This window comes from Hydrocarboniphaga sp., assembly GCF_028291725.1.
Classification (GTDB): Bacteria; Pseudomonadota; Gammaproteobacteria; order Nevskiales; family Nevskiaceae; genus Hydrocarboniphaga.
Genome location: NZ_JAQGNT010000108.1, coordinates 21,166 through 37,673 on the forward strand (window position 1 = coordinate 21,166; position 16,508 = coordinate 37,673).

General features: G+C 67.1%; 17 protein-coding genes. 4 read left to right on the plus strand and 13 right to left on the minus strand.

What is annotated here, in order from left to right; translation table 11 throughout:
• Window positions 1-44: 44 nt before the first annotated feature.
• Both JWQ90_RS27635 and JWQ90_RS27640 read right to left on the minus strand, forming a co-directional pair.
• Window positions 45-914 carry a pirin family protein gene (locus tag JWQ90_RS27635; protein ID WP_299698311.1) on the minus strand — a complete coding sequence of 290 codons (870 nt, stop codon included), beginning with the start codon at window positions 912-914 and terminating at the stop codon, window positions 45-47.
• A 109-nt stretch (window positions 915-1,023) separates the two neighbouring features.
• Complete coding sequence (locus JWQ90_RS27640; RefSeq protein ID WP_299698312.1) at window positions 1,024-1,638, minus strand: NAD(P)H-dependent oxidoreductase; 615 nt, start codon at window positions 1,636-1,638, stop codon at window positions 1,024-1,026.
• 127 nt (window positions 1,639-1,765) lie between these two features.
• Between JWQ90_RS27640 and JWQ90_RS27645 the strand changes: the two genes are divergently transcribed.
• The gene (locus JWQ90_RS27645) at window positions 1,766-2,683 is read left to right on the plus strand and encodes a LysR family transcriptional regulator (protein WP_299698313.1); all 918 of its coding nucleotides are present in this window, start codon (window positions 1,766-1,768) and stop codon (window positions 2,681-2,683) included.
• A gap of 49 nt (window positions 2,684-2,732) precedes the next feature.
• Window positions 2,733-2,990: a YkgJ family cysteine cluster protein gene (locus JWQ90_RS27650; protein ID WP_299698314.1), complete on the plus strand. Its 258-nt coding sequence runs from the start codon at window positions 2,733-2,735 to the stop codon at window positions 2,988-2,990.
• An 86-nt stretch (window positions 2,991-3,076) separates the two neighbouring features.
• On the opposite strand, the gene eat is transcribed toward JWQ90_RS27650, so the two are convergent.
• The 3 genes from eat to JWQ90_RS27665 form a co-directional block, all read right to left on the minus strand.
• Window positions 3,077-4,450, minus strand: a complete 1,374-nt coding sequence (gene eat, locus JWQ90_RS27655; RefSeq protein WP_299698315.1) for an ethanolamine permease — start codon at window positions 4,448-4,450, stop codon at window positions 3,077-3,079.
• A 155-nt stretch (window positions 4,451-4,605) separates the two neighbouring features.
• A complete protein-coding gene (locus JWQ90_RS27660) occupies window positions 4,606-6,486 on the minus strand; it encodes a M1 family metallopeptidase (RefSeq protein WP_299698316.1) in 1,881 nt (626 codons plus the stop codon).
• Between the two features lie 167 nt (window positions 6,487-6,653).
• Entirely contained in the window at window positions 6,654-7,526 is an 873-nt protein-coding gene (locus tag JWQ90_RS27665; protein ID WP_299698317.1) for an acyl-CoA thioesterase II, read from the minus strand.
• Window positions 7,527-7,727: 201 nt separating this feature from the next.
• Here JWQ90_RS27665 and JWQ90_RS27670 point away from each other — a divergent pair, with 201 nt between their 5' ends.
• Window positions 7,728-9,809 carry an acyl-CoA dehydrogenase domain-containing protein gene (locus JWQ90_RS27670; RefSeq protein WP_299698318.1) on the plus strand — a complete coding sequence of 694 codons (2,082 nt, stop codon included), beginning with the start codon at window positions 7,728-7,730 and terminating at the stop codon, window positions 9,807-9,809.
• 42 nt (window positions 9,810-9,851) lie between these two features.
• Here the strand turns inward: JWQ90_RS27670 and JWQ90_RS27675 are convergent, their stop codons facing one another.
• Together JWQ90_RS27675 and maiA are read right to left on the minus strand one after the other, a co-directional pair.
• Window positions 9,852-10,547 carry a glutathione S-transferase N-terminal domain-containing protein gene (locus tag JWQ90_RS27675; protein WP_299698319.1) on the minus strand — a complete coding sequence of 232 codons (696 nt, stop codon included), beginning with the start codon at window positions 10,545-10,547 and terminating at the stop codon, window positions 9,852-9,854.
• Window positions 10,548-10,665: 118 nt separating this feature from the next.
• Complete coding sequence (maiA, locus tag JWQ90_RS27680) at window positions 10,666-11,358, minus strand: maleylacetoacetate isomerase (RefSeq protein WP_299698320.1); 693 nt, start codon at window positions 11,356-11,358, stop codon at window positions 10,666-10,668.
• A gap of 90 nt (window positions 11,359-11,448) precedes the next feature.
• Here maiA and xth point away from each other — a divergent pair, with 90 nt between their 5' ends.
• Window positions 11,449-12,213, plus strand: a complete 765-nt coding sequence (gene xth, locus JWQ90_RS27685; RefSeq protein ID WP_299698321.1) for an exodeoxyribonuclease III — start codon at window positions 11,449-11,451, stop codon at window positions 12,211-12,213.
• 111 nt (window positions 12,214-12,324) lie between these two features.
• Here the strand turns inward: xth and JWQ90_RS27690 are convergent, their stop codons facing one another.
• The 6 genes from JWQ90_RS27690 to JWQ90_RS27715 all read right to left on the minus strand — a co-directional run bounded on the left by JWQ90_RS27690 (window position 12,325) and on the right by JWQ90_RS27715 (window position 16,349).
• The gene (locus JWQ90_RS27690) at window positions 12,325-12,936 is read right to left on the minus strand and encodes a TonB family protein (protein WP_299698322.1); all 612 of its coding nucleotides are present in this window, start codon (window positions 12,934-12,936) and stop codon (window positions 12,325-12,327) included.
• Window positions 12,933-13,340, minus strand: coding sequence for a biopolymer transporter ExbD (locus tag JWQ90_RS27695; RefSeq protein WP_299698323.1), 408 nt, complete (start codon window positions 13,338-13,340; stop codon window positions 12,933-12,935). The genes JWQ90_RS27690 and JWQ90_RS27695 overlap by 4 nt, the downstream gene beginning before the upstream one ends.
• Window positions 13,337-13,714, minus strand: coding sequence for a biopolymer transporter ExbD (locus tag JWQ90_RS27700; RefSeq protein ID WP_299698324.1), 378 nt, complete (start codon window positions 13,712-13,714; stop codon window positions 13,337-13,339). Before JWQ90_RS27700 ends, JWQ90_RS27695 begins: the two co-directional genes overlap by 4 nt.
• Window positions 13,715-13,729: 15 nt before the next feature.
• Complete coding sequence (locus tag JWQ90_RS27705; protein ID WP_299698325.1) at window positions 13,730-14,350, minus strand: MotA/TolQ/ExbB proton channel family protein; 621 nt, start codon at window positions 14,348-14,350, stop codon at window positions 13,730-13,732.
• 62 nt (window positions 14,351-14,412) lie between these two features.
• The gene (gene ggt / locus JWQ90_RS27710) at window positions 14,413-16,095 is read right to left on the minus strand and encodes a gamma-glutamyltransferase (RefSeq protein ID WP_299698326.1); all 1,683 of its coding nucleotides are present in this window, start codon (window positions 16,093-16,095) and stop codon (window positions 14,413-14,415) included.
• Window positions 16,092-16,349, minus strand: coding sequence for a YfhL family 4Fe-4S dicluster ferredoxin (locus tag JWQ90_RS27715; protein WP_299698327.1), 258 nt, complete (start codon window positions 16,347-16,349; stop codon window positions 16,092-16,094). The genes ggt and JWQ90_RS27715 overlap by 4 nt, the downstream gene beginning before the upstream one ends.
• Window positions 16,350-16,508 lie beyond the last annotated feature (159 nt).

Consider the following 16,508-nt stretch of genomic DNA (forward strand, 5'->3'; position numbering starts at 1 on the left):
GAGGCCTCACGTCGGCAAAGGATTGCCGACCTACATCTGCCGCTTCAGGCCGCTTCGGTCTCATGCCCGAAACGGCCGCTGCGGTAATCCTCGAGCGCCTGCTCGATCTCCTCGCGGGTGTTCATCACGAACGGGCCGTACTGCACCACCGGCTCACGCAGCGGCTTGCCGGCGATCAGCAGCAGGCGTGCGCCCTGCGCGCCGGCGGTGAGCTTGAGCGTGTCGCCGTCCGACAGCAGACCCGCGCCGCGCAGCGGTAGCGGGCGTGCTTCCGTGCCGATGCTGGCCGTGCCTTCGTACAGATAGACGAAAGCATTATGGCCATTGGGTACCGACACGGCGGCGCTGACCCCGGCGGCCAGATCGATATCCAGATACAGCGGCGCGGTCGTCGCACCGAGCACCGGGCCGTCGGTCTTGACGCCCGATTGCGTGACCGAGCCGGCGATCACGCGGGCCCTGCCGCCGCCGTCCAAGGCCGCCGTCGGGATCTTGGCGGACGGGATGTCGCGATAGCCGGCCGGCTTCATCTTCTCGCTCGCCGGCAGGTTCAGCCACAGCTGAAAGCCGCGCATGCGGCCCGCCGTCTGCTGCGGCATTTCGGAATGGATGATGCCGCGCGCCGCCGTCATCCATTGCACGTCGCCGGGCGCCAGATCGCCGGTGTGGCCGAAGTTGTCCTTGTGCTGCATGTGGCCGTCGAGCATGTAGGTCACCGTCTCGAAGCCGCGATGCGGATGCGCCGGAAAGCCCGCCAGATAGTCGCTGGGCTCGTCGGTATAGAACTCGTCGAGCATCAGGAAGGGATCGAAGCGCAGGCCCGGCTGCGAACCCAGCGACCGCGACAGCTTGACGCCGGCGCCGTCCGAAGTCGGCTGGCCGGGGATCACTTGTCTCAAGGTACGTTCGTTCATTTCAAGCTCCTTCAGGTCTCCTTCCCCCGCCTGCGGGGGAAGGTTGGGATGGGGGCGGATGTCACAACGAGGCTTCGTTGCGCCGGCTCGCCCCCACCCGCGTTTGCCGCTACGCCGCCAGCTTCTCGATCACGGCCTGCGCCTGCTCGAAAGCCTTGCTCTTGTGCTCGGCGCTGTAAGCCAGGCCTTCGGCGTAGACGAACTCGATGTTCTGAATGCCGAGGAAGTTGAAGAAGGTCTTCACGAAACCGGTCTGGGTATCACTGGGCTGGCCCAAGTGGATACCGCCGCGCGCGGCGGCGACAACCAGCTTGCGATCACCGATCAGGCCGACCGGGCCGGTCTCGGTGTAGCGGAACGTGACGCCGGCGCGGGCCAGGTGATCGATATAGGCCTTCAGCTGCGAGGGCACGCCGAAGTTGTACATCGGCAGGCCGAGCACGATCGTGTCGGCGGCTTTCAGCTCGTCGATCAGCGCGTCGGATTCGGCGACGATCGCCGCCTGTTCCGGCGTGCGGTCGGCGGCCGGCGTCGACAGCGCGACGATGCGCGTCGCGTCCAGATGCGGGACCGGCGAGCCCGCGAGATCGCGGGTCACGACCTGGCCGGTCGGGTGCTTCCTGCGCCAGGCGGCGACGATGTTCTCGGCCAGCACGCTGGAATTGCCCTTGTCGGCAAAAACGCTGGTATTGATCTTCAGCAGGCTGGGAATCTGGGTACTCATGGCGGTCTCCGGGATGCAGATGGAACGGGGAACATTTCGGTGACGCCTATTTAATAATTGTCGGAGTCGATAAAAAAGCAAAATATTCTGCTTTAAACCTTCGATAAATTCGATCAATCTGGCGATCATGAGCACCGCCCTGAACCCCAAGATCTCGCTGGAGCAATGGCGTGCGCTGGTCGCCGTGGTCGATGCCGGCGGCTACGCCCAGGCCGCCGAAACCCTGCACAAGACCCAGTCCAGTGTCAGCTACCTGGTTGCCAAGCTCGAGCGCTCGCTGAACCTGAAAGTGTTCGAGATCGAGGGCCGCAAAGCCAAGCTCACCGACACCGGCCAGGTGCTGGTCCGCCGCGCCCGCGCGCTGATCGAGGAGGCCGACAGCATCGAGCGCGCCGCTGGCACGCTGGCCGCCGGCTGGGAGCCGGAGCTGGCGATCGCGGCCGAGATCATCTTCCCGACCTGGATGCTGCTGCGTGCGTTCGCGCGCTTTGGCCAGCAGCGGCCGCAGACGCGCATCCAGCTGCACGAGACCGTACTCACCGGCACCGACGAGGCGCTGATCGAGCGCCGCGTGCATCTGGCGATCGCCAGCAGCATCCCGCGCGGCTTCATCGGCGACCGGCTGCTGACGATGCGTTTCATCTGCGCCGCTCATCCCGATCACCCGCTGCATCAGCTCGGCCGCGAAATCACCCAGCGCGACCTGCGCCGCCATCGCCACCTGATCGTGCGCGACTCGGCTGCGCATCGCATGCGCGACAGCGGCATCTGGCAGGGCGCCGAACAGCGGCTGACGGTCAGCAACATGGCGACCTCGATCGCCGCTGCCGTCGCCGGCATGGGCTTCGCGTGGTACTCGGAAGACATGATCCGCGACGAACTGCATCGCGGTGTGCTGAAACCGCTGCCGCTGAAAGAGGGCGCGGAACGCCGCGGCGATCTGTTCCTGGTGCTGGCGGAAGGCGACGCCGCCGGCCCGGGCGCGCGGCTGATGGCCGAGATCCTGCGCGAGGAGGTCAAGACGGAATGTGCGAAGCATGTGTAGCTTGGGGTGAGCGCAGCGAACCCCAAGCTACGGGCCGTAAACTGCGCACATGGAATGCCGTTCCCGCTGCGGTGCCTGCTGTACCGCGCCTTCGATTACGTCCGCGATTCCCGGCATGCCCAACGGCAAGCCGGCGGGAGTGCGTTGTGTGCAGCTCGACGAGTTGGAGCGCTGCCGGCTGTTTGCTGATCCGCGGCGACCGGCGTTTTGCGGAACGCTGAAACCGGCAGCGGAGATGTGCGGCGCATCGCGCGCCGATGCGATGGCATATCTGGGGAACCTGGAGCGGTTGACGCGTCCAGCGTGAATCGCGGTCAAGGACCGCTCCTACAGGAGGCGCAACAGACGGTGCGCAAAATTCCTGTAGGAGCGGTCCTTGACCGCGATTGAAACCTACACCGGCTTGAGCAACAGATCGGTCTGCGTCAGGCGCTTCTTCTTGGTCACGAAGTAGAAGCCCAGGCTGATCACGAACAGCACCACGAACATGCCGAACACGATCTGGTTGTAATAGATCATCGTCAGCATCGACAACACCGCCAGCACCAGCGCCACCGCCGGGAAGAACGGATAGAACGGCGCCTTGAACGGGCGCAGCAGGTTCGGCTCGGACTTGCGCAGCTTGAACAGGCTCAGCATCGACACGATGTACAGCACGATCGCGCCGAACACCGACATCGTCACGATGTTCGAGGTCAGCGTGATACCGCCGATCTGGATCAGCGTGTCCGAGTAGATCGCGGCGATGCCGATCACGCCGCCGGCGAGAATCGCCCACACGGGTGTCTTCAGCTTCGGGTGCACGATCGCGAAGAACGACGGCAGATAGCCGGCGCGCGACATCGCGAAGATCTGCCGCGAGTAACCCATGATGATGCCGTGGAAGCTCGCGATCAGGCCGAACAGGCCGATCCAGATCAGCATGTGCAGCCAGCCGCTGCTTTGCCCGACGACCATCTTCATCGCCTCCGGCAGCGGCTTGTCGGTCTTGGCCAGCAGCGACCAGTCGCCGCTGCCGCCGGCGAAGATCATCACGCCGAACGCCAGCACGACGAGCGTCAGGATGCCGGCGATGTAGGCCTGCGGCACGACCTTGGTCGGGTTCTTCACTTCCTCGGCCGCCATCGCCGCGCCTTCGATCGCCAGGAAGAACCAGATCGCGAACGGCACCGCGGCGATGATGCCGCTCCAGGCCGCGGGCGTAAATGTGGCCGAGCCGGCCCAGCCGTTGGCGGCGAAATTGCTCCATGAGAAACCGGGCGCGACCACGCCCATGAACACCAGCAGCTCGAAAATCGCCAGCAGCGTGATGAACAGCTCGAAGGTCGCCGCGATGGTGACGCCGGCGATGTTCAGCGCCATGAACACCAGGTAGGCGCCGACCGCCACGGTCTTCACTTCAAGCGCCGGGAACTGGAAGTTGATGTACGCGCCGATGGTCAGCGCGATCGCCGGCGGCGCGAACACGAATTCGATCAGCGTCGCAAAACCCGCAACGAATCCGCCGAAAGGCCCGTAAGCGCGATAGCTGTAGGCGAACGGCCCGCCGGCATGCGGGATCGCGGTGGTCAGCTCGGTGAAGCTGAAAATGAAGGTGGTGTACATCACCGCGACGAACACCGTCGTCAGCAGGAAGCCCAGCGTACCGGCCGAAGCCCAGCCATAACTCCAGCCGAAATACTCGCCGGAGATGACCAGACCGACCGCCAGGCCCCACAGATGCAAGCCGCTCAAGCTGCGCTTGAGCTCCGTCTTCTCTTGTTCCATCGTCCGACCCCTTTGTTGTGTTTGGGGACAGGCGATGCAACGAGTGAGCCACGGCTCCTATCCCGCTCCCGGGCGCCGCGTAGGTCGGCAATCCCTTGCCGACGTGCGAAGCCCGATGCACAACCGCGGCCTCACGTCGGCAAGGGATTGCCGACCTACGGCCGCTCGTCGAACAGCCGCTGCACGCTGGCGGCGGCGATCGGGTGATAGCCGGCCCGGGCCTGGGCGTAGGTCTGCTGTGCGTAGACGCGGCCGTCCGGCGTCGCGATCCAGGCGCGGTAGATCGGCCCGAGCAGGCGCATCCGGCCGACATGCTGCAGGTACTGCGCCGCGGCCGGCCACACCGCCTGGTCGCCGCCGGCGATCGCCGCGCGGAACCAGCTGCTGGCGATGATCGCGTTCGGTGTCTTGCTCAAGCCGTACTGCGCATCCAGCGCCTGCAGCTGCGCCGGCGTGACCGATGCCGGCATCGTGTCGAGAAAATGCTGCCACTGCTGCACCGCCCAGCCCGAGGTCGGCAGCGCCGACGTCGCCAGCGCGCCGCCCAGCCACGCGGCTCTCTGGCTCTCGACCTGGGTGAACGCATCGGACCGCGGCAGCACCGCGAACGCCGGAATCTGCGGCGCATGCAGCCAGGCGTCGATCTGCGCGGCGCTGGCCTTGCTGCGATCCTGGGCGATCAGATGCTCGTCGAGATACGCCAGGAACTGCGCCGTGCTCGCACTCTTGAACGCATGCTCGTCGAACCAGCCGCGCAGGAAGCGATCGAACGCCGGCCGGCCATACAAGCTCTCCAGCCAGGTCAGGAACAGCGCGCCGCGCTCGTACGGGATCGAGCTGAAAACCTCGTCCGGATCGGCCGCCGGCGTCGCCCGGACCAGCACGCGGTCGGCAGGCTCGGCCTGCTCTTCGGAATCGCGCAGATCCTGCAGGCCCAGTACGCGCTCCATGTCGGCGAATTCGAGGCCGTACTGCGCCTCGTTCAGACGATTGGTCAGGTAGGTGGTGAAGCCCTCGTTGAGCCAGAAGTCGCTCCAGGTGGCATTGGTGACCAGGTTGCCGGACCAGCTGTGCGACAGCTCGTGGGTGACCAGCGACACCAGCTTGCGGTCGCCGGTGATCACGGTCGGCGTCGCGAAGGTCAGCCGCGGATTCTCCATGCCGCCGTAAGGGAAGCTCGGCGGCAGAATCAGCAGATCGTAGCGGCCCCAGCGATACGGGCCATAGAGCTGTTCTTCCAACTCCATGGTTTTTTCGGTCTCGGCGAACTCGTAGGCGGCGCGGTCCAGCAGGCTGGGTTCGGCGTAGACGCCAGTGCGCTCTCCGGTGCTGCGGAACGCGATGTCGCCGACCGCCAGCGCGATCAGGTAGCTCGGGATCGGCTGTGGCATCACGAACTCCCAGGCGCCGTCGGCGGCGGGCTGCTCGTGCATCTCGGCGCTCATCACCGCGCGCAGATTTTTCGGCGCACGGATGCGCGCGCTATAGGGCATGCGCACCAGCGGCGTGTCCTGCAGCGGGATCCAGCTGCGCGCGTGGATCGCCTGCGACTGCGTGAACAGATAGGGCTGGCGCTTGCCGGCGGTCTGCGCCGGCGTCAGCCATTGCAGCGCGCTGGCCTGCGGCGCGGTGGTGTAGCGGATACGCACGCGCTGCGCGTCGGCCGGAACCGCGATGCTGAGCTTGGAGCCGAGCACGCGGTCGCGCGCCGCCAGCTGGAACGCGGCCTTGCTCCAGGTCTTGCCGTCGCTGGAGGTCTCGACCCGCTCGATGCTCAGGTCGCGCGTATCCAGCAGCAGTTCGCGCGCCGCCGGATCGACGTGCGCGATCTGCAGTTCGCTGGTGCCCGACAGGCGCTTGCGCTTGAAATCGACGCTCAGATCCAGCGCCACCTGCGTGACCCGCAGCTGCGCCGGATTGGCGTAGCTGTGCGGATCGCGATCCGGCAGCGGCGGCTCGGCAGCGCGGGCGGCGGCGCCAGCCAGCAGCAGCCCGGCCAACACGCCGGCGCGCAGCAGCCGTTTGGAACGATTCACGGAAAGCCCCGTGTTCCTTGCGGACCTGCCGACGGACCCTGAACCCCTGCGTAGGCTGGGATGGAGCGAAGCGCAATCCCAGCACGGCGGCCCGAATCCAGCGCTGGGTTTCCGCTGCGCTGCAACCCAGCCTACGGGTGGGTCGGGCTCTCGGTTCATGGAGAGTTTCATGTCGGCTCCGCGAGCCGCCGAATCATGCCTTCCTGGGCGGTGCTCGCGACCAGCATGCCGTCGCGGGTGTAGATACTGCCGAAGGACAGGCCGCGGCCGTTCTGGCTCGACGGCGAATCGTTGATGTAGAGCAGCCAGTCGTCGACTCTGGCATCGCGGTGAAACCAGATCGCGTGGTCGATGGACGCCATTCGCAGGGCCGGGTCCAACGGTGCCCAGCCGTGGGGCAGCAGCGCGGTACCGAGCGGGCCGAAATCCGATGCATACGCCAGCACGCAGCGGTGGATCGTCGGATCGTCCGGCAGCCTGCCGATGGTGCGCAGCCAGAACGCGCTGTGCGGCGGCTTGGGCGCATGGTCGAACAGGTCCCGAGGTTCGATGTGCCGCATGTCGAACAGCGTGTCCTGCGACAGGAACTGGCGCAGCCGCGGGTTCGGATCGCTGAGCTGATCGAGCAGTTTCAGGCGCAGCTCGCGGTCGTTGGGCAGCGCCTCGGGCGGCGGCACCTGCGGCATTACCGACTGATGCTCGCCGCCGGCCTCGGGCTTCTGGAACGACGCGATCAACGTCAGGATCACCTGGCCATGCTGAATGGCTTGAACCCTGCGGGTGGTGAAACTGCGGCCGTCGCGCACCGGGTCGACCTCGTAGATGATCGGGTGGCTCATGTCGCCGGGGCGCAGAAAGTACGCATGCAGCGAATGCACCACGCCCTCCTTCACGGTGCGCTGGCCGGCGACCAGCGCCTGGCTGACGACCTGGCCGCCGTAGACGCTGCGGCCGCCCAGATCGCGCGACAGGCCGCGGAACAGATGATCGTCGATGGTTTCGAGGTCGAGCAGATCGACCAGTTCCTGTACGCGGCTCATGAAAGTTCGGTGTCGGATTGAAGCAGCGACTTTAACAAACGCTGTAGGTCGGCAATCCTTTGCCGACGTGAGGCCGTGATTGCACATTGAGCCTTGCACGTCGGCAAGGGATTGCCAACCTACGTGGCCCGCGGTCCGCGATTCTGCCCGCATGAAGTATCCTCGCCGCGCCGTCACCAGGCGTCTTCGGAGAACCATCGAGTGCTCTGGCTGTTGCTGTTCCTGACAACGAGCCTGGCGCTGGCCTGGCATCGCGCGGGCCTGCGCCTGACCACGGCCGCCTACGCCGCGCTGCTGCTCGCCTACGGCGTATTCGGCGGCTCGCTGGCGCTGTTCGGCCTCGGCCTGCTGATCTTCGCCGGCGTGTTCGTACCGCTGAGCCTGCCGACGCTGCGCGAGGAGTGGCTGACACGGCCGCTGCTGGATCATTTCCAGCGGCGCCTGCTGTCGCTGCGCGGCGAACCCGCGCGCGCGGCCGATAGCGTCAGCGCCGCCGCCAATCGGCTGATGTTCGACGAAGGCTCGGCACCGTTGCCGGTGGCTCCGGCGATGGAGATCCCCGCTGCGGACGCCGCGCAGAGCCGGGTACCGCGGCTGCCGACGGCGCTGGGCGGCAGCGGCCTCGACGCACGCGGTTTGCGCCGCCTGCTGCTGACATTGGCGTCCGATCCGCGGAACCTCGCGGCCGCGCAGCGCCTGGTGCTGGCCGACGCATCCGCGCAAATCGTGCTTCAGCATGCCAGCGAAGCCCAGCGCGCCGCACTGTTGCCGCAACTCGCTGCAGGCCATCAGCGAATCCGGCTGGCGACGGATTCACGCTGGGGCGCCGGCAGTGATCGCGGCGTGATCGGCCGCGGTGTCTGGAAGGGCCGCGAAACCCTGGGCCTGCTGATGGATTTCGATGTGCTGATCGACGACGCCCTGTCGGCGGACGAAGTCACCGATTACCTGATACCGGTGCGCGTCAGCGATCCGGAATCACTGCTGCAACCCGAGGTGGCCGGCGGCGTTGCGCTAGTGCGCGTGCCGGCCACGCTGAGCGGCCTGCAGCGCCGCAGGGTCGGCGCGCATTCGCTGCAGCTCGGCGCCCGGCAGCTGTTCGTCTGCCTGGAGCGCGTGGTCGGTGAGAGCGCCGGCATCGGCTGCGGCGACACCGCGATGCACAGCCTGCAGATCGCGCTCGCAGCGGGCCGCCTGGCCATCCGCAGCGCCGAGGCGAGCGCCGCGCTGCGTGGCGCCAGCCTGGATCTGCGACTCGCCGACTTCTATCGCCTGCCTTGCGCCGCGTCGTCGAGCGCGCGGCGCGCGCTGGTCGAATCGGCGCTCGATGCCTACGGGCTCGACACGCTGAGCCTGCTGCTCGCACGCCTGCTCGACGCAGGCCTGGCGTCGCCGCACATCGCCGCGCTGGCCGACCGGGCCGGCGCTGGCCTCGACATCGAGGCGCTGGCCGGCTCGCTGCTGCCGAAAATCCAGGCCTGCTTCAGCGCCGCCGCTGCCAAGCCCTACGGCGTCGCCCTGCCGCTGTTCGACGCCGCGTTCTGGGACGGGCTGGGCGAGGTGCTGTCGCACCAGACCCACGCCGGCCTGCAGGCGCTCAGCGACGGCCGCATCGGCGGCGGCATCGGCCGCCACCGGCAGCACCTGGAACGCTATCGGGCGGCGCTGGCCTGCTGCGGCGACGCGCTGCTGCTGGAGCGCGCCGCGGTGAACAACGGCGGCGCCGCCGAAACCGCGCTGGCCGAGACCTATGCGCAGACCTTGAGCCTGGTCGCGGCGCTGCAGGCGCATGTCGACGCCGGGCTGCCGCGCAACGACGAGCCGCTGCTCGACGCCTACTGCGAGCGCTGCTGCCGGCGTATCGAAGAGGCGCTGGACAGCTTCGTGCAGTCGCAGCGGCGGCGGCGGCGGCGCATCGGCCTGCAGGCCCTGCTACTGCCGCTAGGCCGGCTCGCGCGCAAACCCGACGACGCGCGGTATGCGCAGCTCGCCGGCATGATCCAGAACCCCGGCCCGGTGCGGGACCGCCTGTTCGCGGCCCTGCCGCCGACGGAAGCCTCCATCACCCGTCTTGTCGATGCGCTGGACGCCGCAGAAGCCGCACAACGCCGCCTGCTGCAGCAAGTCGACGCCGGCGTTTTAAAGCCCGGCTTCCCGCTGGAACAGATCGTTGAAGCGCTGCGGCTGAATATCGTCGATGCGAAGCAGGCCGATGCCTTGCGCGCCGCCTACAACCTCGGAGAGGACTGGCGCCTGGCCGGGTCTGGCGGCGCGAAGCGATAGGCGAAGCCGGTCCCGGCCGCGATCACAGCGACGGCACCGGCTTCAGGGAATCGCCAGGCCGGCAATCACTGCCGGCCTGGCCACGAAAGCCGCGAGCACGCGCTTGACCTGGGTGTACTGATCGAACTCGACCAGTTCGCCTGCGCCGTAGAAGCCAATCAGGTTGCGCACCCAGGGGAACGTCGCGATATCCGCGATCGTGTAGGTATCCGCCATGATCCAGTCGCGGCCTTCGAGATGCCGGTCGAGCACCGCGAGCAGGCGCCGCGACTCGGCGACGTAGCGATCACGCGGGCGCTTGTCTTCGTAAGCCTTGCCGGCGAACTTGTGGAAGAACCCAAGCTGGCCGAACATCGGACCGATGCCGCCCATCTGGAACATCAGCCACTGGATCGTCTCATAGCGGCCCGCTGCGTTCGACGGCATCAGCTGCCCGGTCTTGTCGGCAAGGTAGATCAGGATCGCGCCAGACTCGAACAGCGCCAGCGGCCGGCCATCGGGGCCGTTCGGATCAAGAATCGCCGGGATCTTGTTGCTCGGATTCAGCGAGCGAAACTCCGGCGACATCTGATCATGCGTGTCGAAGCTGATCTTGTGCGGCTCGTAGGCCAGGCCGGTCTCCTCGAGCATGATCGAGACTTTGACGCCGTTGGGCGTCGGCAGCGAATACAGCTGCAGGCGCTCGGGATGGCGGGCGGGCCATTTCTTGGTGATCGGAAACGCGGACAGATCGGTCATGGTGTGTGGTCTTTGAGCAACGTCGAGGTCTGACGATACACCGCGCCGAAGCGGCGCTTGCGTCCATTCCAATGGCGATGGCACATCAGCGGGTACATGTCGGCAAAGGATTGCCGACCTACGCGGGCGGCGCGCCGAGCTGCCGGCGGGGATCGGCCTTCGAGAAGGCCTCGAGCTGCTCGCATGCGGCCATGATTCGCTGCACCGTGGGAATGCCGTCGACTTGGATCTTGAACACGCGCATCACGACGACGATGCTGGCCAGGCAGATGTCGGCGAGGGTCGGACCATCGCCATGGCAGAAGACCCCGGTCTCGGGCTCGGCCGACAGACGCTGCTCCAGCGCCTGCAGTCCGGTGCCGAACCAGTGGATCTGCCAGGCGCGCCAGGCAGCGTCGTCAAACTTTCCCGCGGTGACCAGGTATTTCTTGACCCGCGGCGTGATCAGCGGATGCGTGTCGGCCGCGAGCATCGCGGCCAGCGAGCGCACCCTGGCGCGGCCATGCGCGTCACCGGGCAACAAGGCGGGAGCGGGATAGGTTTCGTCCAGAAATTCCAGGATGGCCAGGGACTGCGTCAGCGGTGTGTGGCCCGGCCCGGCCTGACGGTCGATGAGCGCCGGAATCGCGGCCATCGGGTTGATCTTCAGGAAGGCGTCGCCGCGCTGTTCGCCGGCGTCGAGGTCGATATTGGTCTCTTCCGCCACCACGCCCTTGAGATTGAAGGCCACGCGCACGCGATAGGTCGCCGACGTACGCCAGAAAGAGAACAGTTCAAAACGTCCGGGATCGATCATGCGGGAACCGGTCATGAGGCCTCGATGCTGGAAATCCAGCCTGCGCTTGCGCGACGATGGAGAATACAACATCGAATCCCTGAGTCGGCCGAGCCCTGCATTGCCATGAAAATCGCTACCTGGAACGTGAATTCCCTGCGCGTGCGCCTGCCGCATCTGCTCGACTGGCTCGCGGCCAATCCGGTCGATGCGCTCGGCATCCAGGAGAGCAAGCTCGAGGACAGCGCGTTCCCGCATGCCGATCTCGCCGCCGCCGGCTGGCACGCGGTGAGCAATGGGCAGAAGACCTACAACGGCGTCGCGATCCTGGCGCGCGATCCTCCGGCCGATGTGGTCCGTGATATCCCCGGCTTCGAAGATCCGCAGCGCCGCGTGATTGCGGCGACGGTGGGCGGCGTGCGCGTGATCGACGTGTATGTGGTCAACGGCCAGGCGGTCGGCAGCGAGAAGTACGAATACAAGCTGCGCTGGCTGACAGCGCTGCAGGCGTATCTGAAAACCGAGCTCTTGAGATATCCGCTGCTCGCCGTGGTCGGCGACTACAACATCGCGCCGACCGACGCCGACGTCTACGATCCGGTCGCCTGGGGCGAGGATGTGCTGTGCTCGCCGCCGGAGCGCGAAGCTTTGCGCTCGCTGATCGACCTTGGACTGGTCGACTGCGTCGCGCAGAAGCTGCCGGAGGGCAATCGCTTTACCTGGTGGGATTACCGGCAGGCCGCTTTCCGCCGGAACATGGGGCTGCGGATTGATCATGTGCTGGCGTCGACGGCTCTGGCGGCCAAGCTCTCTGCAACCGTGATCGACACCGCGCCGCGCAAGCTGGAGCGGCCTTCGGATCATGCGCCGGTGGTGGCGATTTTCGATTAGCCGGTTGGGCCTCAATCGCGGACAAGGTCCGCTCCTACAGCCGCGGAATCAAGAGTCCGCAAGAATCCTGTAGGAGCGGACCTTGTCCGCGATTGAGGCCGCGCAGCATCATCAAAGCTTCGGCGGCTCCACCGACACCGGCACGCTGAGGCGCCGCGGTTTTCCATCCGGCGGCGGCGGCAACGGCGAGGCGCGCAGCACCAGCGCCGTCGCCTCGGCATCCAGCACCGCGATGCCGGAACTCTCGACCAGCGTCACATCCGACACACCGCCATCGGCAGCGATGCTGAAAGCGACTTCGCTGTGCGCGCTCGTCAGCACGCCGGGCAGGCTGCGGCGATGCCGGCTCAGCTGTGCGCGCACTTGCGCCATGTAGCCGCCGCTGCCACCGCCGGCGCGGCCGCTGCCGGCCGATGCGGGCGCGGATGCGCTCACCGGCTTGTTCTCGGGCGTTGCTTCCACCGCAGTCGGTTGCAACTCGATCGGTGTCGCGGCGAGTGTCAAAGCGTCGCTGCGCAGCGACGCCTGCCTGGCGACTTCGCGCGGCGCTGATACGGCGGCAGCATCGTTCACTGCGGGTGCCACCGCGTCATCACCGCCGAGGCCGCTGCCCGAGCCAGACAGGGACTGGCGGCTGCCGGTGCCCAGAACCAGCAGCAGAATCAGCAACAGATGCACCGCGAGGGCCACATATAGCGACAACGCGGCCTTGAAGCGGTTCATCCGCTCCGCGTGGTCGTCAGCAGGCTGGCGCGGACCACGCCGGCCGCGCGCAGCACCTCGAGGATCATCACCACGCGCTGCGCATCGGCGCCGGCATCGGCCTTGACGATCAGCGCGCGATCGCCGGCGCTGTGCTGCCAGGCCTGCGCGCGCGTCAGCAGCACGTCGGGCTCGATGATCTCGCCGCCGAAACCGATGCGGCCCTGCGCATCGATCACCAGCGTGTCGGGCGCAGAGTCCGGCGCGGTCTGCGCCGCCGAATGCGGTGGGCTTGCCGTGAGCACCTCGGGTGCTTGGATGACGCCGGCCAGAATCACGAAGATCAGCAGCAGGAACGCGAAGTTGATCATCGGCACCATGTCGATGGCGCCCGGGTTACGCGGCTTGGGCCCGCGGATCTTCATGGCGCTGCCGCGCGGCCCAGCGTCAACGCGGCACCGGTGAGTTTGAAACGGTCGAGCGCGTCGACCATTGCCTGCAGGCTGACACCGGGGCCGGCGATCAGCACTGCACGCGCGCCCGGCTGCCGCAGGCGCTGCGCAACCTGCTCCAAGCTCGACGGCTGGGTGTCGAGCAGCAGGCCGCCGTCGTTCAGCACCTGCACGATCAGCGCGCCGCTGTCGGCGTCGTCGGCTCCACCGGCCAGCGCCATCGACCAGCTGTGCCAGTCGCCATACGTGGTCACCAGCATGAAGAAGAACAGCAGCACGAACATCACGTCGACCAGCGAGGTCAGCACGATGGTGTTGCGGCGCTTCGGCTTGCGGGCGATGCGCATCGCGCTTGCCGGTGCTTAGCGGACGCCGCTGGTCAGCAGCGCCGTCAGCGCCGATTCCATGCGCTGCTGCAGGCGCTCGATGCGCCGGTCCAGATAGTTGAAGGCGACCAGCGCGACGATCGCGACGGCGAGGCCGCCGGCGGTGGTCAGCAGCGCCTCCCACAAACCTCCCGACAAGATCGACGGGCTGACGCGATCACCGGCGGCCTGCAGCTGGCGGAACGCCTGGATCATGCCGAGCACGGTGCCAAGCAGGCCGAGCAACGGCGCCAGCTGCGAGATCACTTCCAGCGGGCGCATCAGGCCGCGCAGGCTCTCGAGCTTTTCGGCCGCGTAGGCCTCGATGTATTCGCGTGCCTGTGCTTCGCTGCGTGCAGCGTCGGCACGCACGGTGATCGCTTCGCGCATCACGTCGGCCAGCGGCGACGGCGAGGCACCGAGCACGGTCAGCGCCTGCTCGGTCTGGCCGCGCTGCCAGCTGTCTAGCGCGCGCGCGACGAAGCGGCGGTCGCCGATACGCTGGTCGGTGAACTCCCAGAGCTTGACCAGCACGATGGTCACCGTCGCCACCGACAGGCCGACCAGCAGCAACATCGTCGGGCCGCCCAGGCGGATCCACTCGAAAGCCTGCGACATTCAAACACTCCCCTGCGTTTTTGTCCCCCTGTGCCGCTCGCGGCACAGGGGTTCCAGATGGCTCAGTGCACCGGCACCACTTTCGCTTCGCCGACGCCGCGCGGGTCCGCCGCTCCATCGACGCGCCCGGTCTTCGGGTCCCAGGTCACGGCCTGCAGATTGCCGTAAAGCTGGTCCACCGGCTTGAGTGTATAGCCCATGCCGGTCAGCGCCTTCTGCTCGTCGGCGCTGAAGGCGGCGGACTCGTATTCGACCACGTCCGGCAGGTATTGCTGATGGAATCGCGGTGCGGTGACCAGCTGCTGCGCCGAAGCGCCGTTGATCCAGTCGAGCAGGCCGAGCAGCACCATCGTGATGATGCGGCTGCCGCCGGGCGAGCCGACGATCAGCAGGCCGCGCGGGCCTTCGACGAAGCTCGGCGACATCGACGACAGCGGCCGCTTGCCGGGCGCCACGAGGTTGGCCTTGGAGCCGATCAGGCCGTAAGCATTGCTCGCGGTTTCGCTGGCGGCGAAGTCGTCCATCTCGTCATTCAGAAACACGCCGGTGCCGGGCGCCATGTAGGCCGAGCCGAAGGACAGATTGATCGACAATGTCGCCGCGACGCGATTGCCTTCGGCGTCGAGGATCGACATGTGCGTGGTGTTGTGGCCCTCGGTCAGCGGCGGCGCCGGCGGCAAGCTCGCGCTCGGCGTCGCACGGCCCGGCGTATAGGTCTTGACCAGCTCTCTTGCATAGCTGCGCGACAGCAACTGCGTCATCGGCACCTTGACGAAATCGCTGTCGCCCAGATACGCGGCGCGGTCGCGGTAGCCTCGGCGCATGCTCTCGATCAGCTGCTGCTTGGCCGCCAGGCCCTGGCCGTCCCAGCCGAGCAGCTCGAGCTGGTTCAGCACTTCGCCCAGCGTCGCGCCGCCAGCCGAAGGCGGCGGCACGGTGACGATGCGGTAGTCGCGGAACGACAAGACCACCGGCTCACGCTCGACCACTTCGTAGCGCGCCAGATCGTCCGCGCTCCAGATACCGCCGCTCTGGTTGGCGCCGGCGACCAGCTTGCTGCCGATGTCGCCGCGATAGAAACCGTCGCGGCCCTGAGCGGCGAGGCGTTCCAGTGTCACCGCCAGATCGGGCTGCCGCAGCAGCGCACCGGCTTTCGGCGGACCGCCGTCGACCGCGAACGTGGCCTTGGCGGCCGGCGACAGCCGGTCCCATTCGCGGGCGAAGGCGCGCGCCAGTTTTTCATCGCAGGCAAAACCGTCACGCGCGAGCTTGATCGCCGGCGCCAGATTGCGCGCCAGCGTCAGCTTGCCGTAGGTCTTGGCGATGTGATCCAGCGCCGCCGGTTCGCCCGGAATCGCGGCCGACAGCGGGCCGTTGCGCGACAGCTTGTCGACCGCCTTGCCCGATGCGTCCAGATACATCGTCGCGCTGGCCTTGGACGGCGCGGTCTCGCGGCCGTCGACGACGATTTCGAAATCATCGCTCTCGCGGTGCAGCAGCCAGAAACCGCCGCCGCCGAGGCCCGAGCCGGTGGGTTCGACGACGGCCACTGCGGCGGTCACCGCGACCGCGGCGTCGAAAGCGTTGCCACCGGCGGCGAGCACCTCCAGGCCCGCGGCGGTGGCCGCCGGGTGAGCGCTGGCCACCGCATTTGCGCCGGGCTTTTTGGCGTCCGCCGCGTTCGCATCGACATTCGCAACGACGCAGAAAACCAGGCACAGCGATACCGCGAGTATCCTTCTCATGACGCTTTGGCTCCAGTCAGTTGCCGATATTTGACGAGCAGCTGTTCCTGCGTTTCCTCGTGCTCGGGGTCCAGCGGTATGCAATTGACCGGGCACACCAACTGGCACTGCGGTTTGTCGAAGTGGCCGACGCATTCGGTGCACAGCTTCGGGTCGATCTCGTAGATCTCGACACCCTGGTAGATCGCCTGGTTCGGGCACACCGGTTCGCAGACGTCGCAGTTGATGCAATCGTGGGTGATCTTCAGCGACATGGCGTGCTTACGCCCCTAGTGCGATGACTCATAAGTTTGGAAACATTGACGGCGGCGCTGGTCTCCTTCCCCCGCCTGCGGGGGAAGGCCGGGATGGGGGCGCGGGCGCGGAAGAAAGCTCGGTTCTGCCATCACGCCCCCTCCCCAACCCTCCCCCGC

Coding starts and splice junctions, on each gene's coding strand:
- JWQ90_RS27690 (WP_299698322.1), bottom strand. CDS start 12,936: ATGAACCGCTTCAAGGCCGCGTTGTCGCTATATGTGGCCCTCGCGGTG.
- xth (WP_299698321.1), top strand. CDS start 11,449: ATGAAAATCGCTACCTGGAACGTGAATTCCCTGCGCGTGCGCCTGCCG.
- JWQ90_RS27645 (WP_299698313.1), top strand. CDS start 1,766: ATGAGCACCGCCCTGAACCCCAAGATCTCGCTGGAGCAATGGCGTGCG.
- maiA (WP_299698320.1), bottom strand. CDS start 11,358: ATGACCGGTTCCCGCATGATCGATCCCGGACGTTTTGAACTGTTCTCT.
- JWQ90_RS27715 (WP_299698327.1), bottom strand. CDS start 16,349: ATGTCGCTGAAGATCACCCACGATTGCATCAACTGCGACGTCTGCGAA.
- ggt (WP_299698326.1), bottom strand. CDS start 16,095: ATGAGAAGGATACTCGCGGTATCGCTGTGCCTGGTTTTCTGCGTCGTT.
- JWQ90_RS27705 (WP_299698325.1), bottom strand. CDS start 14,350: ATGTCGCAGGCTTTCGAGTGGATCCGCCTGGGCGGCCCGACGATGTTG.
- eat (WP_299698315.1), bottom strand. CDS start 4,450: ATGGAACAAGAGAAGACGGAGCTCAAGCGCAGCTTGAGCGGCTTGCAT.
- JWQ90_RS27640 (WP_299698312.1), bottom strand. CDS start 1,638: ATGAGTACCCAGATTCCCAGCCTGCTGAAGATCAATACCAGCGTTTTT.
- JWQ90_RS27695 (WP_299698323.1), bottom strand. CDS start 13,340: ATGAAGATCCGCGGGCCCAAGCCGCGTAACCCGGGCGCCATCGACATG.
- JWQ90_RS27665 (WP_299698317.1), bottom strand. CDS start 7,526: ATGAGCCGCGTACAGGAACTGGTCGATCTGCTCGACCTCGAAACCATC.
- JWQ90_RS27635 (WP_299698311.1), bottom strand. CDS start 914: ATGAACGAACGTACCTTGAGACAAGTGATCCCCGGCCAGCCGACTTCG.
- JWQ90_RS27650 (WP_299698314.1), top strand. CDS start 2,733: ATGGAATGCCGTTCCCGCTGCGGTGCCTGCTGTACCGCGCCTTCGATT.
- JWQ90_RS27700 (WP_299698324.1), bottom strand. CDS start 13,714: ATGCGCATCGCCCGCAAGCCGAAGCGCCGCAACACCATCGTGCTGACC.
- JWQ90_RS27675 (WP_299698319.1), bottom strand. CDS start 10,547: ATGACCGATCTGTCCGCGTTTCCGATCACCAAGAAATGGCCCGCCCGC.